12 protein-coding genes and 1 pseudogene are annotated in these 15,820 nt (G+C 55.0%); 12 read left to right on the forward strand and 1 reads right to left on the reverse strand.

Going from position 1 to position 15,820, the window contains the following annotated elements:
• On the reverse strand, positions 1-1,395 hold the full coding sequence (locus tag HXY34_00110; GenBank protein NWF94526.1) for an amidohydrolase: 1,395 nt from the start codon (positions 1,393-1,395) through the stop codon (positions 1-3).
• 590 nt (positions 1,396-1,985) lie between these two features.
• On the opposite strand from HXY34_00110, the pseudogene HXY34_00115 reads away from it, so the two are divergent.
• The 12 genes and pseudogenes from HXY34_00115 to cas2 all read left to right on the forward strand — a co-directional run bounded on the left by HXY34_00115 (position 1,986) and on the right by cas2 (position 15,555).
• Positions 1,986-2,150 (forward strand): annotated as a pseudogene (locus HXY34_00115) (4Fe-4S binding protein).
• Between the two features lie 416 nt (positions 2,151-2,566).
• Positions 2,567-4,519 carry an aldehyde ferredoxin oxidoreductase family protein gene (locus HXY34_00120; GenBank protein NWF94527.1) on the forward strand — a complete coding sequence of 651 codons (1,953 nt, stop codon included), beginning with the start codon at positions 2,567-2,569 and terminating at the stop codon, positions 4,517-4,519.
• Between the two features lie 399 nt (positions 4,520-4,918).
• Positions 4,919-5,596, forward strand: a complete 678-nt coding sequence (locus tag HXY34_00125) for a hypothetical protein (GenBank protein ID NWF94528.1) — start codon at positions 4,919-4,921, stop codon at positions 5,594-5,596.
• On the forward strand, positions 5,551-7,218 hold the full coding sequence (locus HXY34_00130) for an Lrp/AsnC family transcriptional regulator (GenBank protein ID NWF94529.1): 1,668 nt from the start codon (positions 5,551-5,553) through the stop codon (positions 7,216-7,218). Before HXY34_00125 ends, HXY34_00130 begins: the two co-directional genes overlap by 46 nt.
• Before the next feature lie 395 nt (positions 7,219-7,613).
• Positions 7,614-8,345: a CRISPR-associated endoribonuclease Cas6 gene (gene cas6 / locus HXY34_00135; GenBank protein NWF94530.1), complete on the forward strand. Its 732-nt coding sequence runs from the start codon at positions 7,614-7,616 to the stop codon at positions 8,343-8,345.
• A 5-nt stretch (positions 8,346-8,350) separates the two neighbouring features.
• Positions 8,351-9,742: a type I-B CRISPR-associated protein Cas8b1/Cst1 gene (gene cas8a1 / locus HXY34_00140; protein ID NWF94531.1), complete on the forward strand. Its 1,392-nt coding sequence runs from the start codon at positions 8,351-8,353 to the stop codon at positions 9,740-9,742.
• Entirely contained in the window at positions 9,739-10,761 is a 1,023-nt protein-coding gene (gene cas7i / locus HXY34_00145; protein ID NWF94532.1) for a type I-B CRISPR-associated protein Cas7/Cst2/DevR, read from the forward strand. The genes cas8a1 and cas7i overlap by 4 nt, the downstream gene beginning before the upstream one ends.
• Before the next feature lie 12 nt (positions 10,762-10,773).
• Positions 10,774-11,442, forward strand: coding sequence for a type I-B CRISPR-associated protein Cas5 (cas5b, locus tag HXY34_00150; GenBank protein NWF94533.1), 669 nt, complete (start codon positions 10,774-10,776; stop codon positions 11,440-11,442).
• 15 nt (positions 11,443-11,457) lie between these two features.
• Complete coding sequence (gene cas3 / locus HXY34_00155) at positions 11,458-13,755, forward strand: CRISPR-associated helicase Cas3' (GenBank protein ID NWF94534.1); 2,298 nt, start codon at positions 11,458-11,460, stop codon at positions 13,753-13,755.
• Entirely contained in the window at positions 13,739-14,293 is a 555-nt protein-coding gene (gene cas4 / locus HXY34_00160; protein NWF94535.1) for a CRISPR-associated protein Cas4, read from the forward strand. Before cas3 ends, cas4 begins: the two co-directional genes overlap by 17 nt.
• 4 nt (positions 14,294-14,297) lie before the next feature.
• Entirely contained in the window at positions 14,298-15,290 is a 993-nt protein-coding gene (gene cas1b, locus HXY34_00165) for a type I-B CRISPR-associated endonuclease Cas1 (protein NWF94536.1), read from the forward strand.
• A gap of 1 nt (position 15,291) precedes the next feature.
• On the forward strand, positions 15,292-15,555 hold the full coding sequence (gene cas2 / locus HXY34_00170) for a CRISPR-associated endonuclease Cas2 (protein ID NWF94537.1): 264 nt from the start codon (positions 15,292-15,294) through the stop codon (positions 15,553-15,555).
• Positions 15,556-15,820: the final 265 nt, after the last annotated feature.

Genomic DNA, 15,820 nt, shown 5'->3' on the forward strand with positions numbered 1-15,820 from the left:
TCAACGCACGGGCCACTTCGGACGGACCTCTACACCCGCACGCTCGATGAGCCTTGAAGCGTGTTCGTTTGCACGCCGAATGAGGCTTGTCTCGTCAACTGTGAGAAGGCGTCGCTCCTCCATCAGTAGGCGACCGTTCACCATGACGGTCTCAACGTCTCTCCCAGACCCAGCATAGACGAGGTTTGAAACAGGGTTGAGGATGGGGTTGAGACCGACATGATCCTGAGAGACCACAATGATGTCAGCACACATCCCGGGTGCGATGCTGCCAGTCATGCCAGCAAGCCCCATGGCGCGAGCACCTCCAAGCGTCGCCATCTCCAGCGCCTGTTCAGCTGTCACAACAAGAGGATTGTGCTGTACAGGCTTATGAACGAGTGCGCAGAGACGCATCTCCCTGAGGAGGTCGTATGTGTTATTGCTCGGCCCACCATCGCAACCCAGCGAGACGGGGACTCCAGCCTCTATCATCCGGGGCACCTTTGCGAACCCCGAGGCGAGCTTGGCATTACTTGACGGGCAGTGTGAGATGTTGGTCTGGGTCTGTGCCAACACCCTGAGCTCCTCATCATCGAAGTGTATGCCATGGGCGAACACCATGTCGGAGCCAAGCAGGCCCATTTCCGACGCGAAACTGGTCAGGTCCCGGTAGCCGTTCGCCTTCACATACCGCACATCATCGACCACTTCGCCCAGATGCATGGTCATCCGTGTACCCCTGTCCCGTGTGAGCTGCACGACCCTTCTGAACAGCCCCGGCGTGACAGCACCCAGAGACCGCAGACCATACCAGACCTGCAACCTGCCCTCGGCTCGCCCGTGCCACTTGTGGAACATCTCATCGGTCTCTCGCAGGCATTCCTCGGCCTCCTCGACCATCCCGGGGTACATTATGTCACGACTATCAGCATAGCCCGTCGAGTCCATCACTATTTTGGACAGGGCCGCACGCATACCGACCTGCTTGACCGCCTCAGCTATACCGTCGAAGCCATAGCGTGAGTGTGTCATGCACTCGATGAACGACGTCGTACCGGTCTTGATCATCTCGGCCATGCAGAGCTCAGCGGACACTCTGCCATCAGCTCTGGTGAAGTTGCCCTGCAACACCCAGACGTACTTCTTCAGCCAGTCCACCAGAGACACATCATCCGCGCACCCCCGAATCAGGGCCTGGGCGAGGTGAACGTGCGTGTCAATCAGGCCGGGCATGACAATTCGTCCTGAGGCGTCGATGACCTTGTCGGCGGCCCGATGCTTCATCTCGTCTGTCTTGCTCACCTCGACCACTCGTGACCCCTCGACGTACACTGCTCCGTCAGTGACTATCTCGCGACGCTCATTCATTGTGATGAGGTAGCCATGCTTGATCAAGACCGAGTTCTGTGACATCTCGCTGACCAGACGGAGATGTCGGTTTCCGCCTTATCTAGTCTTGTCATCCCGGCCGAAGAGGCAGAAGAAGCAGAAAAGAAGAAGACACCTGACCACGGATGGCCAGGTCTCGTGGATGATGGAGATTACCTCCTGAAGTACTGATAGGCGATAGCCCTTGTAGAGATGAGGGTGCGCTTGTGGGTGCGCTGGTTCTCGCTGGTCATTGTGTTCACCTCACGACAGTGGAGTATGCGTAGCCAAGAGCACGGGTCGACTGGGCCTTGCGCGTCCAGTTCTTCACAGGTTCAGTCCGGTTGTTGGTTGCTTGAGCCATGATTGTTCACAAGTGACACAGCGCAGACTTGGTATATAATGCGAAGCCACGTCCTGAGGTCACCCAAACAGGTCACGAAGAAAGGTCACATCATGTTACCAACGGTCGTTCAGCGGTGACGAGAACAACGGACAACTCGACACCGGGAGCCTTGTAGAACCCGACCACAGGCACAGTCGCGAGACACCTTGCCAGATCTGAGGAGGCTGGAGAGCGTTCGAGAGCGCAAGAGAGCTGGTTGTCCACCAATGCTGGCTTCACTTACCAGCGCATGTGTTTCAGCATGAAGAGTCTTGACTGGGAAACTTTAAAGAACTCTCTTCGTCAACGTCAAGGACCACTCACCGTGAGGACCGTGAACAGGACCATGAGTCTGCTGGTCATCGACCTCGAGAGATGCACTGGCTGCCAGAACTGCGAACTGGCGTGCTCAGTCAGAAACACGCGTACTTTCAACCCTGCGAGGTCGCGGATTCACATACTCAAGGATGAAGTGAAGAGCATTGTAGTCCCGATGGTATGTCTTCAGTGCGACGAGCCGCTGTGTCGTGATGCATGTCCCTCATCAGCAGTCGTGATGAACTCGGCGGGTGTACTCACTGTCGACCATGAGAGTTGTATAGGCTGCCAGAACTGCGTGACCGCCTGCATCTACGGTGGAGTGACAATGGACCCTGTGACACGGAAGGCAGTCAAGTGTGACCTGTGCGGTGGAGAACCCGCATGCGTGAAGGCCTGTGAGTACAAGGCGATAACCATTGCAAAGAACAGAAGGAAGGGGTTGAAGGACAGACAGACCAGCTTTGACCGACTGTACTCGTTCTACGGGCTGGGTCTGAGGGAGGCAAGACGATGACATTCCCGTACAAGGGCTATGCCGGCAGCTATCTTGAGGTGGACCTCAACAAGGGAAAGGTGCACAAGCACGAGATGGAGAAGGAGTGGGCCCTGTTCTACATGGGCGGCACGGGTGTTGCTGCAAGGATACTCTGGGACAGGACAGGGCCAAAGACGGAACCGCTGTCACCCGAGAACGTCATGGTGGTGGGCACGGGGCCTCTGACGGGAGTGCTGTTCTCACCATCAGGAAGGTGTATGTTCGCCTCGAAGGGCCCTCTGACCGGTATCTGGGCCGAGAGTCATGTGGGCGGGTTCTTTGGTCCCGAGATGAAGTATGCGGGGTTCGACCTCGTTCTGCTTCACGGGCGCTCTCCAAGACCAGTCTACCTCTTCTTGCGCGACGGGGATGCTGAGCTGCGGGACGCGTCGTACCTGTGGGGAAAGGAGACCGATGTCACGACCGAGATGATTCGAGAAGAACACAAGGACCCGGAGATTGAGACTGCAGTGATAGGGCCAGCGGGAGAGAATCAGGTCTTGTACGCCTCCATCACTGTTGACTTCTACAGGGCCGCGGGCAGAACAGGGATGGGAGCGGTCCTCGGGTCGAAGAATGTGAAGGCGATTGCAGCGAGTGGCTCCCTGCCCCTTGAGGCTCATGACATGGACCGCTATATCGAGGCGAATGGTCAGGAGATGGCCAGACTCAGAGACCCCCTGTGGACTGAGTCGTTGACCTCGCTCAGAAAGTACGGTACAACGGGCCTCGTCACGATGATAAACGAGATAGGACGCCTGCCCACCAAGAATCACTGGACCGGCTTCTATGAGCACGCAGAGGACATTGGCCCGGAGGTCATATCAAAGCGGTACAAGACGGCACAGGAGGCCTGTCTTGGCTGTGCCATCGGCTGTAAGTACATCTACAGGGTTGGCGAGGGAAAGTTTGCTGGAGGACCTGCGGGCGGACCCGAGTACGAGACCATAATGGCGTTCGGCTCCAACTGCATGAACAACAACATCGAGTCCATCTTCTACCTGGGCACGCGCTGTGATCTGCTCGGCATGGACACAATATCATGCGGCAAGACGATTGGCTTCGCAATGGAACTCTGGGAGAAGGGCATCCTCACCGCGGAGAAGACCGGAGGGCTGGACCTGTCATGGGGTAATGTCGACACGATGGTCAGACTCGTGGAGATGATTGCGAAGCGTGATGGTATTGGAGACCTCCTGTCACGAGGGACAAGAAAGGCGGCTGAGGCCTTAGGCGGGGACGCATGGATGTATGCGGTCCACTGCAAGGGGCTCGAGGCATCAGGTCAGGACCCGAGAGCACACCAGTCGGTCGGTCTCACCTACGCCACTAACGTCAGGGGAGCGGACCATCTGAGGAGCCTGTCCAGTCTGGAGGAACTCGGTTACCCGGAGGTCATAGTCGGCAGGTTCGGTGAGGAGAAGTTCAAGGCAATAAGCGAGATAACCTCGCCAGTCCACAAGGGAGAGGTGATCAAAGACATTGAGGACCTCTACGCTCTCGTGGACTCTGCAGTGATATGCAAGTACGGCACGATGTGGCCCCCTGTCTTCTACTTTGACACGTTCGCCAACGTGATACCACCCCTGACCGGGATGACCGAGTGGGCCGACATCAAGTTCGTCCGTCAGGTCGCCGAGAGGATATCGCACCTGCGTAGAGCGTACAATCATCGACTTGGTGTGACAAGAAAGGAGGAGACCCTGCCACGACGACTCCTACTGGAACCCATGCCCACTGGTCCGGCCAAAGGAGGACTCCCGAACCTGGACTACATGCTTGATGAGTACTATGACTTCAGAGGTTGCGACAGACGCACCGGGTTGCCGTTCGAAGAGAAGCTTCACAGTCTTGGTCTGGACTTTGTCAGGGAGGACCTGAAGACGAGAGGAGGCTTGCCGAGCTATCCGACCACTTCAAAGCCATAGCCAATGAAGTCTCCAGTATGCCTCTTCGTCACGGCCCGGTGCGAGTTGGGGCCAGCGGATATGAAAGAAGACAACGTCGAAACAAGTCTTATGAGCTGGTGCCTAATTGCTTGAAAAAGAAGACGGCCCCCGTGCAGCACCGGGGGCCTTGCAGGATGTAGGGCGGGCTTTCACCCGCCCGATGTAGGCACGAAGCCTAGTGTGGTGCCAAGAACCCTGTGGCAGGTCTAGTGGCACCACGGTGGGTCCTCGGGAGGACCTGGGAATGTGACGAACGTGGTCGCCATGGTTAGCCATGTGCAAAGGAAGCATAACCGAATGCACGACTGAAATTCGAACTACAACCGCTCGATTCGGGTTCAAACCCGAAACGGGATGAGAGACGCAGGGGAACAACAAGTGAGAAGAATCGTCCATGTCGCAGGTCTCGGCTTCAACGAGCAGGGACGCATTGCATATGTCATCCAGAATCGAGGCGGCCAGAAGCTGGTGCTGGTGCACTCGAAAGAGAACCTTGACGATGCAATACGTGTTCAAGAAGACCTTCAGAAACACGGTGCCTTTGAGGTCGAGCTGATATGCGTGGACCCTTGGGACTACCACGATGTGCTGCAGAAGGTGATTGAGGTCGCAATCAGGCATCACAAGGATGACTTGAGGTTCAACCCGTCACTGGGGACAAGGGTGATGACGTCCGCCCTGTTTGTCGCTGCGAACTTCACCGGTTCACCTGTCCACCTGGTGAAGGAGGAGAAAGGAATAGCAACGGACGTCATTGACATCTATCCAGTCCAACGACAAACACTGAGCGCAATCAAGAAGCACATACTGGAGACGTTGAAGGCGCATGAGTCTACCGGCATTGAATCCATCATGAAGCTCGCACGCTTGGTCAAGCGTAGCAACGCGAGCGTCTCACATCATGTCGATGAGCTGAGCATGTGGGGATATGTTGAAACGAAGCGGGAAGACAGGAAGGTGCTGGTGAAGATCACCGGACTGGGCGCCGCAGTCCTCAGGATGGCAGAGCTATGGAAGAAGAGAGAGAAGACGAAGAGAAACAGGAGGAAGGGCTGACAGCCTCCAGAGACGCACTTGTTGGTCTGTGGAGAGACAGCGTGCTTCGGTGCGCGAATCGGTTCGGTCTGAGTCCATCGCTGGTAGACAGTCCCACGACAGTGAGTTCATCCGCATCTGTGGGTTGGCCTGAGTCCTTTGACCAGATGGTGAGTCTTGATGGCGGCACAGTCGAGATTCCCAACATCACTGGCACCACAGCGGCACTTCTCAGGGCATTGATTGCTCGTGAGAGCCTGCGTCTTCTTCTCCCGAACGATGTGTTGCACGAACGTGCCATTGCGGACCTGGCATCCGAATATGGACGACAGCAGCTGGAGGAAAGGGGACTTGCACTGTGGAGTGAGGAGTGGCAGCGTCGAAGCCCAAGAACGGCCATTCGAGCCGGCGGTGTATACGATCCCGTTCTGTTCTTCACAACGCTTGCGAATCTCACTGACAAGAAGGGACTGAACCTCCTTGTGAGCAGGGTCCTCGCGATGGAGCGGACGAGCATCAGGGCAGGCATTGATGAGTGGGGCTGGTATCTCCATCGCTTCCTGCGCGAGTACAACCATCCACTCAGCGAGATTGAAGTCAGGGTCTTGGAGGAACTCCTCAACGAACCGGACCTGACACGAGAAGCCCTCTCCGACCGACTCTGTGTCAGTGCAGACTGGATAGGGAAGACCATCCAGGGGCTGAGAGCGCGAGGACAGTTGAAAGAGTTTGTGCATCTGTCTTTGCCAGCTCTGGCGATAAGGACAGTTCAGATGCTCCTGCTGCCGGGAGAGAACTCACCGATAGACTGTGAGAGGTTGATCGAACACTGTCCGTTCGTCTACTCGTCTCATCAGGTGGTCACAGGACGAGGCGGCCTCTACATCACGTTCTGTGTGCCTGACAACAACAGGAACATGAGCTACCTGCACAGGATGACGCAAGCGGCGCAGCGAACAGGCCACGAGGTCATAGAGTTCGAACGCTGCCGCTCCGCGCGTTATCACAACCTCGACTGCTACTCGTGCCGAACGGGCAACTGGGAGATAGACTGGCCAACTGTACAGATGGACCTAGAGTACTTGTTGTCAAGCACCGGAGGGCACGACGCGCTCCCTCCGGAACCGCCAGCCAGAGTAGCGCAGTACGACGGGCTGGATGTTCAGATACTCGTTCAGATACAGAAAGGTGTGCACAAGGTCAATGACCTGCAGAGGATAGTCAAGCGGCGAACCGCACTCGTCAGCGAACGTGTCAACCATCTACGAAGTCTGGGCGTGGTCAAACACTTCTGGGAACTCCACTACGTTGGCCTCATCAACGACGTGCTCCTGATTGCCCGAGATGCGGAGCCAAGCAGGGCCTTGCGGGCGGCTGCACCGAGGCTCCCCAAGTGTGTACTTGACACCGACACGAAGAATGGTACCCTGGTAAGAGCACAGCTCCCCGTCGGCGGCACACTGCAGTTTGTCAGGGCCTTTGAACATCTTGACCGGAGGCCGTATGTCTACGTGATTGGCCCCAGACTGTACGGTCAATGGCTGCTGTCAGACTTCATCGCAGACTGGAACTCGTATGCCGGGACATGGAGTCCTCATGAACAGGGTATTGACAACTGGCTCGAGATACTGGAGCAGTATTGACGCATACGCCCTCGTAGTATTCACAGTCGCGATACAAGCACAATGAGACGTCTCTAGATCAGGAAACAAGGAGGCAGTCGAAGCGGCTGCACAGTTCGTCTTCAGTGCCCTAACTCGCCTGTCCGGCAATTTGAGCAGGCCTTCATGTGTTTCTGCCTCAACAACGAGCCAATGAGTGTAGAATGAGCCCCACGTGACCATGACAGGCCTTTCTGGACGCCCAAGCGCAAGGTGCCTCAAATGTGAGGCGACGCAGCCCGGGAACACTGGAGCACCTATCCGAAGTCAAGATATATGGTTGTGACCCATAATGGAGAAGAGGAATCGGCAATGTTTCAATCAGACCTAGGGAAACTCGAAAGAGAAGTGCTGCGACAAGAGAGGGAGGAACAGGCATGAGGTTCAGAGCCATTCTTTGCCCTTGGAAGGAGAATGGCAGTCCTCCAGTCCTCAGATATGACTACCAATACAGCGTCGCTGGTATGCTCTACAATCTGATGATTGGGGCAGAACCAGAACTCAAGCACCTTCACGACTCAAAGGAGTTCAAGTACTTCACATTCTCTCGTCTTGAGGTGCCAAGGAGGAGGGCGCTTTCCCAGGGGCTCGTCCTGTTGAGCGACGATGCATATCTGTGGGTGAGCAGTCCGGATGACAGGCTTGTCCGTGTGCTGGGAAAGAGAATGCTGGAGTCGCAGGAGATGTCTATCGCCTCTGTGAACTTCTCAGTTGCAGGCATCGACTTGCTAGGGCCTTTCAACTCTACGGGTGATGAGCAGTTCACAACAATGTCGCCGATAGTACTGAGGACGGTCCGCGAAGGCGACGGCACGAAGAGGACGTGGGACCTGTCTCCTGACGATGACGAGTTCGCAGGCTATCTCATCAAGAACCTCGAACGGAAATATGCGACCTACACCGGAGAGGCCTCCAAAGGCATCACAGAGGTCACCGAGATCTCGAACTGCCACAGCAAGCGGATTGAGATTGACGGGATATACCACCGTGCACACATGATGGACATATCGATGCGCGGGCCTCCCGAGGTGCTCAAGTTCGCTTACGACTGCGGGCTCGGGGAAAAGAACTCGATGGGCTTTGGAATGGTCCGGTTGAGGGGGCGATGAACACCATGTCCAAGACGAAGCGCACAGGGCAGACCACTGTGGCAGCAAGACCTCTCTTCTCATTGACCGGGAATCCGTTCGTCGACAACGGACTCGCTGCACTCTGCGTCATGGCCGGTAAGCAGAGACCTGAAGAACTGGACATTGAAGATGTCAGGACCCAGGCGCAATACATTGTCAACGTCTATTCGCAGCCAGCAGTCAAGAAGATAATCCACGGCATGTTCTTTCCCAACTCGGAGCTCGTCAATCCTGTAGTCAAGGATGGCATGACGAAGTATCAGACGCTCATGACGGACCTCATTGAGAGACTCAGTGCGCCTCAGAGCAGGGGAAGCTGTGTCGCGTGCGGTCTGAGAGATGGTGACCCCGTGGGAAAGACACGAGTGCCTCTGCTTGGTTCTAAAAAGCTGGTCAACTTCTTTCCTTCGGGGGTGGAGGGAGAGCGTTTCTGTCCCAACTGTATCGTGGCAGTACAGTTCCTGTTACTGGCTGTTGAGAAAGCGGGGTGGCCATTGATGCTGCACACCTCGAACTGGACTATCCAGTATGCATACGTCAAGGGTGCAGTCAACCGGTTCAAGAGACAGGCTGCGAGCAAGGAGTATGGACTGGCAGATAGAGGCTACAAGCAGTCTGCAGGTCTCAATGCAGTCTATGAGACCATCAGAGAGATACTCGACGACCCAGATGTCCAAGCAATGTCGGATTCAGCTGAGCTGGTCGCACCGCTACGGTTCTATCACTTTACGAATTACGGCCAAGGTCCTGATGTGCGATTCTACGACATACCGAGCAGTGTGGTGGACTTTCTCTTGCAGATCAGGACCAGAATGGACACATGGCTGAGAATTGTTCGCAGGGGGTATTCGTCGAAGAAGAAGGGCGACCCCGAAGAGCTCGAGTACACGACAGAGAATGATGTATACAGGCAGATCACGGACGGAAAGTCCATTGTGAAGTACTTCTTCGAACAGGAAGACTACAAGGTGATTGGGGACTGGCAACTGGTGTCAGTATACCTTGCGAGGTTGAGGATGATGGACGACAAGCGAATAAACACAGTCAGGGATGTTGCAGACCGAATCCTTGCGTTCAGCAAGAAGACCGGGTCAGCAAGACGAATACAGCAGATGCACTGGGCAAGGACCTACAGGGAGTTCCGGTCCGTGCTTCTCAAACTGCAGGAGGAGATGGTTCGCAAGAGCGGCGAGCCATTGGTATCCTACGACGAGTATGTTCTGGACCTCGCTCCAGAGGGTGGACAGGAGTGGCAGGAGACTCGCGACCTGCTCCTATTCCGTATATACGAGATGGGGTGCGATTGGCTTGCGAGTCAGCCCGAAGCCGCTGAGGGAGCGGACTCAGAACAACAGACTATGGAGGTAACAGAATGACAAAGGTGATTCAAGGATTCGTGATGGTTGACACATGGGCAGCAGCTCTCAACAATGCAGGAGTTCAATCATCAGAACGAACAGACAACATAGTGCGAACAAAGGTGATATGGAGAGGCCGTCAGGCCTATCCGTATGTGTCCGGCCAGTCATGGAGATACTGGTGGCGCAACACTCTTGCCGTACGGAAGGGCTGGCAGCTGTCCCCCATAAACAGAGAGGCAAAGATTGCCTACACGGCTGCGGACCCTCTCACATACCCGGATGACGACATCTTTGGATACATGCGTGCGCCCAAGAGCGAAAAGGACGAGAGCGGAAAGAAGACGAAGACCACGACATTGACTCGTCTGTCCGTGCTCAAGAACTCTCCACTGATATCGACAGGTGCACACAAGCCGACTGAGGACTTCGGGACCTTCTCAAGACTTGAAGGCAACCCGGTGCCCTATGAACACGAGTTCTACTCCACAGTCCTGAAGGGCCTCTTCTCCATAGATGTAGAGTCGGCGGGAGTGTTCAAGAGCATCGCCTCGGCCGGGAGTCAGAACATACCTGAGGACTTCAAGATTCCCGCTCAGCTGGCATCAAAGTGTGAGAAGATCGAGCGCGGGGTCGCAATGAAGAAGGACATACGCATACAACGCATCAGAGACACTGTCGAGGTCATTCCGCATCTGGAAGGTGGCGCCATGCAGGCCCGACATCTGACACGGGTAGCGCCCAGTCTGTTGGTGATAGCAGCCTTCAAGACGGGTAGCCATGTACTGTCTCATCTTGGCAAGGAGGAGTCGGGCTCGGCTAGGCTCAACATCGAGGCCCTGAAGCAAGTGATCACAGACTACAGAGGAGAGCTTCTGACGAAGCTCTATGTGGGTCGTGAGACCGGGTTCCTTGATGAGCAGTCAGGTGAGATAGACCGACTGGTCGCCGAATACAACAAGGACATAGTGGTAGCAGGTTCAGTAGCAGGCGTTGTGAAGATGTTCTGCGAGGAGATACCCAAACTGGTAGGCTGATGGGGTGGTCAGATGAAGGCACTGCGCGTGGAGGTCACTGCATGGACTGCCTCCTTCCGATACGGAGGGTTCATGATTGGCATCCAGCCCACCCTGCCCATGCCTCCGCTCTCCACTCTCTATGGCCTGTTGTCTGCAGCTGCAGGACGTCCTATGACCCCGCATGACACCTTTCTGGCATACACCTTCAGGAGTGAAGGCAGCACTGTTGACCTGGAGCGAATAATGGAGGTCGAGCCGGGAGTCGGCGGCAAGTGGAACGTGATAAACCGCGAATGGGTCTATCAGCCGCATCTGACCCTGTACGTCAATCCAAAGATGAGACCACACTTCGAGAAACCCTACTTCCCGCTGCTACTTGGTCGGTCATCAGACCTTGCCAGTATCCACTCTATCAAGGAGGTTGAACTCCAAGAGGTGAGTAGTAGAGAGTCAAGCACATTCGGTCACAGTATCTACACTCACCCTCCTGCGGGATACCGAAGGACGACCATGTATGCCTTGCCTGTCTACTTCACTGATGACATCCCACGTGTGGCAGTCGGGACGAGACCTTTCATGATGGTCACCGAGGCCTATGAGGGACATGGAGAGGGAGTACGCGACCCGGACGTGGGTCTCACCATGGAGCTGTTCACAGCTGAATCACTCGGACTTGGTAACCCATCGCAGAACAACTAGACCTGAGGCGAGTTCATGACGCTTCTTGCGAAGCCGGACGAACCTCTCGCCGAACACACGGCTTGTACACTCAGAGTACTCATGAGCATGGATGGGCTGCGGGCGTGCCACACGACACTTGCAGGGTATGACGTCCACGACTGCGTGGCACTAGCTCTCGCAGTCCACGACATGGGAAAGGCAGCCGAGGGCTTCCAGCGTCAACTGAACAGCAAGGACATGAAGGCAGACTCCAGTCGAACAGGAGGAGTCGAGGCTAGAAGACGATGGAACTATCGGCATGAAATACTCTCGGCTGCAATAATGTCCACCATGGACTTCTCTGCAGCACCACCCGACTACGAACAGAATGCGGCTCTGGGAGTGCTCAGTCATCACAAGGACTTGGACACACTGTGGTCGGGCTTCTCCACAGTACCGAAGACAGGTCTTGGTTACTCGAAGTACATCGAGCGTCTGAAGGAACTCCATGGAGCCTTTCGTGAACTCTCTTCTATCGCAGTGAGCATGAGGGATACCATCTCGAGTCTATTCCCAGTGGCTCGAAGGGTGTTGGACACGTTCATCGATGATGAGGATGAACTGATGAGACGTATGCGGGCGAGGGATCCGTTCAACGCTTACTTGGCGGGATATAGGCGTACTCGGCCCTGTTTGACACTCCAACAGAAGATGAGCGGAGTCCTGCTGAAGGGGCTCATCACAGCCTGCGACCATCTGGCATCCGCAGGTCATAGCTCAACTCGTTCCGCAGACTGGGACGCACCGGTCCCGCCACATCCACGTCCAGTGCAGCTGTGGGCAGACTGTCTGAGAGGTTCGGGAATACTCGTGGCAAGGACCGGTATCGGGAAGACCGAGGCGGCACTCATGTGGGCACGGAGAAACATGCGTCCCGGCGGGCGGCTGTTCTATCTGCTTCCGACCGTGGCCAGCATTAACCGCATGTATATACGTCTTCGTGACGGATACTCGCGGGGTGCGCCCGCAGACTATGATCTCGTGTCGATGCTACATCATCGCTCATCGCACTATCTGCACTCCTACTACTCTGATGAGGAGTACATTGAGCAAGGAGTATCACCCGAATACTTGGCGAACTTGTCAAGACAGGTCTACTCCCCTGTCAAGGTCACCACACCATTCCAGCCTCTGAAGAGCATATTCGGCATGAGAGGATATGAGAAGGGACTCGTTGACCTCTCCCACTCTTGCATTGTCGTTGACGAGATTCACTCCTATGACCCGCATGTGATGGCACTGATCCTCGTGATGCTCAACATCGCAAGGCAATACGGTGCACGTGTCCTGCTGATGTCAGCCACCCTGCCTGCGTTCGTGATAGCAATGCTCCAGAATGGGATTGGCATACCTCCGGGGAACACACACATCTACACACAGGAGGATGACTACTCACGTCATCGACTCAGACTCATCGAGGGATCCATGAGCGACCACATGGACATGATTGCGGAAAAGTCGAAAGAGCGACGAACACTTGTCGTGTGTAACACCGTGAATAGGGCCATTGAGACATATCTTGCACTGAGAGACCGCGTTGGGAGGGAGAAGTCTGCAATCCTACACAGTCGGTTCATACTCCGGGACCGGATAGAGCGCGAGCGTGAGCTTGACGGAGCACAACTGGCCGTGGCAACTCAGGCCGTGGAGGTCTCACTTGACTTGGACTTTGACCAGATGTTCACTGAACCCGCCCCGATTGACGCGCTGGTACAGAGGTTCGGTCGAGTCAACAGGCAGCGACGGCTTGATGAAGCGCCGCTGTACGTCTTCACAGCAGGCGGAAAGTACGACAAGCATGTGTACCGGAACTACGGAAGAGTCGAGCGTACTGTTGAGGTGCTCAGGTCGCACGAGTCGGACTTGCAGAAGGGACTGACGGAAGGGACTACCAGGCAACTGGTGGATGAGGTATACCAGTCGGGTTACTCGCAGGACGAACAGAATCAATTCGAGACAGCCATGCGCAGCCTGTCCGACTGGTGGAGCAGCTTTGGACCCTTCCGTAAGGGGAGTCCGGACGAGTTCTACAGACTATTCGACGCGGTGGATATCATCCCCTCCTGCTTCGACCAGCAAGTCCAGGAGATCATGTCGAAGAAGAGATGGTTTGAGATACCAAACTACGTGGTTTCAGTGCCAATACACGCATACGTGCGCTTCTATAGTGCGAACTTGGTGAGGAGGACAGAACCACACCCCATCTGTGAGGTCGACTACGACCCGGAACTCGGTCTTCGAGTCGACAGCATCGGCGAGAGGAAGGAGTCTGGGGATGACTTCATCATGTGAGGTGATAAGAACGGGCGATACAGCAGATGACTGGAGCGTGGCTCTTGAACGGCTGAACGGCACCATGGTGAACTACTATGTCGTATGCAAGAGGAAACTCTGGCTCTTCTCCAGGAACCTTGGCCGAGAACAGGACAGTGAACTCGTCACAATCGGAAAGCTGATCCATGAGTCTTCGTTCAAGAGACGCGAGAAGGAAGAACTGATTCTGGGACGCGTCAAGATTGACCACACCACGCGCTCCGGAAGACTGATCGTTCATGAGGTGAAGAAGTCAAGGAGCCATCCGGAGGCCGCAAGGGCTCAGCTCCACTTCTACATTTGGTTCCTTGAGCGACTGGGGGTGACGTGCGAAGGACAACTTCACTTCTATGGCGAAAAACAGAGGGAGGACGTGTCATTGGGACCAAGCGAGCGAGCGTATTTGGAAGCCATCATACTCGACGCATTGAGGACAATCGACTCCCCATCTTCTCCAGAGTGTCAGCGCTCCGCCCTCTGCAGAAAGTGTGCTTATCGCGACTACTGCTGGGCGTGAGAACATGAAACGGAATCTGTACCTCAGCTCGAATGGTAGACTTCACAGAAAGGAGTCCACGATATACTACTATACCAAGGATGGCACTCGGGTCATCCCGATAGACCAGGTCAAGTCAATCACCGCTATCGGCCGAGTGTCGGTCACTTCTGGAGTCATCTCGTTTCTCTCCCAGAAGGGTATACCGCTACACTTCTTCGGGTACTATGGTAACTACGAGGGCTCCTTCTATCCCAGAAGACGACTGGTCTCAGGCTTTGCTATAGTAGCCCAAGCCGCTGCACACCTTGATGTTCATAGACGAATGCGTATCGCCAGGGCAATCGTCCAGTCCTGTATCAAGAACATGGTCTTTGTCTGCACGAGGTATGCACACAAACAAAGCGAACTCTCAGACGTGGTACTCCAACTCGAAGCGGCACATGACCAAGTCCCTAGCGCAGTCGACGTCGCTGAGCTGATGAGTATCGAGGGGAGAGCGTGGATTGCCTACTACTCGGGCTTCAACCTGATGTTGACCAACTTCAGAATGGGTGGCAGAGTCAAACGACCTCCTAACAACCCCGTAAACGCACTCATCAGCTTCGGAAACAGCCTCCTCTATTCTACCATACTCACTCAGATATTCCACACCCAGCTGGATCCATCGATAAGCTTCCTCCACGAACCAATGGAACGTAGGTTCTCTCTCGCTCTTGACATCGCAGAGGTGTTCAAACCCAGTCTGGTGCACCTCCTCATACTGAAGGCACTCAACCTTCGTCAACTCACACTAGACGACTTTGACCATGAAACAGGCTGCTGTCTCCTCAATGAGTCCGGCAGAAGAACATTCCTCTCATTGCTCGATGCAAACCTCCGCGAGACTGTCCGGCATCCCCATCTCAAGAAGTCGGTGTCCAATGAGTATCTTCTCCGACTGGACTGCTACAAACTCCAAAGACATATCACCGAGAACTCCGACTATTCCCCGTTTCTTGCCTCCCGAGGTTACTGAAGTGTACGTCGTCCTCGTCTACGACATAGATGTGACAAGAATCGATAAGGTCCGTAACCTCCTGAAACGCTACCTGTTCTGGATTCAAAACTCGGTCTTCGAAGGCGAGATATCTGACTCATCCTTCAAAGCTATGACTCAGGAAGTCAAGGCACTCATCGATACCAACTACGACTCCATCGTCATCTACATAATGAAGTCCCAAGCATCCGCTAAGAGACAGATCATCGGCCTTGACCTCTCACTACGTGACTTTATCGTCTGACTTCCTAAAACCTTTATAAATGACTTGCATCACCGGAGGTTTTGGAGCACACCTCCGTACAGCGACCACCATAATCCTTATCTGCGAGAAAGGAGCAAAAAAGCCTGCGGTTCCAATCAGACTAGAAGTAGGGTTGAAACTTGATCATGGCGTCGGGTCGCGCATAGGGGGTGGCTGCGTTCCAATCAGACTAGAAGTAGGGTTGAAACCCTGATCAGCGTGCTGTACTGCACGCGCCACACTATAGTTCCAATCAGACTAGAAG

The sequence above is a fragment of the Candidatus Thorarchaeota archaeon genome (assembly GCA_013388835.1).
GTDB lineage: Archaea > Asgardarchaeota > Thorarchaeia > Thorarchaeales > Thorarchaeaceae > JACAEL01.

Excerpts from the sequence above, each read along its gene's own strand:
- HXY34_00110 (NWF94526.1), bottom strand. The coding sequence starts at position 1,395 with ATGTCACAGAACTCGGTCTTGATCAAGCATGGCTACCTCATCACAATG.
- HXY34_00130 (NWF94529.1), top strand. The coding sequence starts at position 5,551 with ATGGAAGAAGAGAGAGAAGACGAAGAGAAACAGGAGGAAGGGCTGACA.
- cas1b (NWF94536.1), top strand. The coding sequence starts at position 14,298 with ATGAAACGGAATCTGTACCTCAGCTCGAATGGTAGACTTCACAGAAAG.
- cas5b (NWF94533.1), top strand. The coding sequence starts at position 10,774 with ATGAAGGCACTGCGCGTGGAGGTCACTGCATGGACTGCCTCCTTCCGA.
- HXY34_00120 (NWF94527.1), top strand. The coding sequence starts at position 2,567 with ATGACATTCCCGTACAAGGGCTATGCCGGCAGCTATCTTGAGGTGGAC.
- cas6 (NWF94530.1), top strand. The coding sequence starts at position 7,614 with ATGAGGTTCAGAGCCATTCTTTGCCCTTGGAAGGAGAATGGCAGTCCT.
- cas8a1 (NWF94531.1), top strand. The coding sequence starts at position 8,351 with ATGTCCAAGACGAAGCGCACAGGGCAGACCACTGTGGCAGCAAGACCT.
- cas3 (NWF94534.1), top strand. The coding sequence starts at position 11,458 with ATGACGCTTCTTGCGAAGCCGGACGAACCTCTCGCCGAACACACGGCT.
- cas4 (NWF94535.1), top strand. The coding sequence starts at position 13,739 with ATGACTTCATCATGTGAGGTGATAAGAACGGGCGATACAGCAGATGAC.
- cas7i (NWF94532.1), top strand. The coding sequence starts at position 9,739 with ATGACAAAGGTGATTCAAGGATTCGTGATGGTTGACACATGGGCAGCA.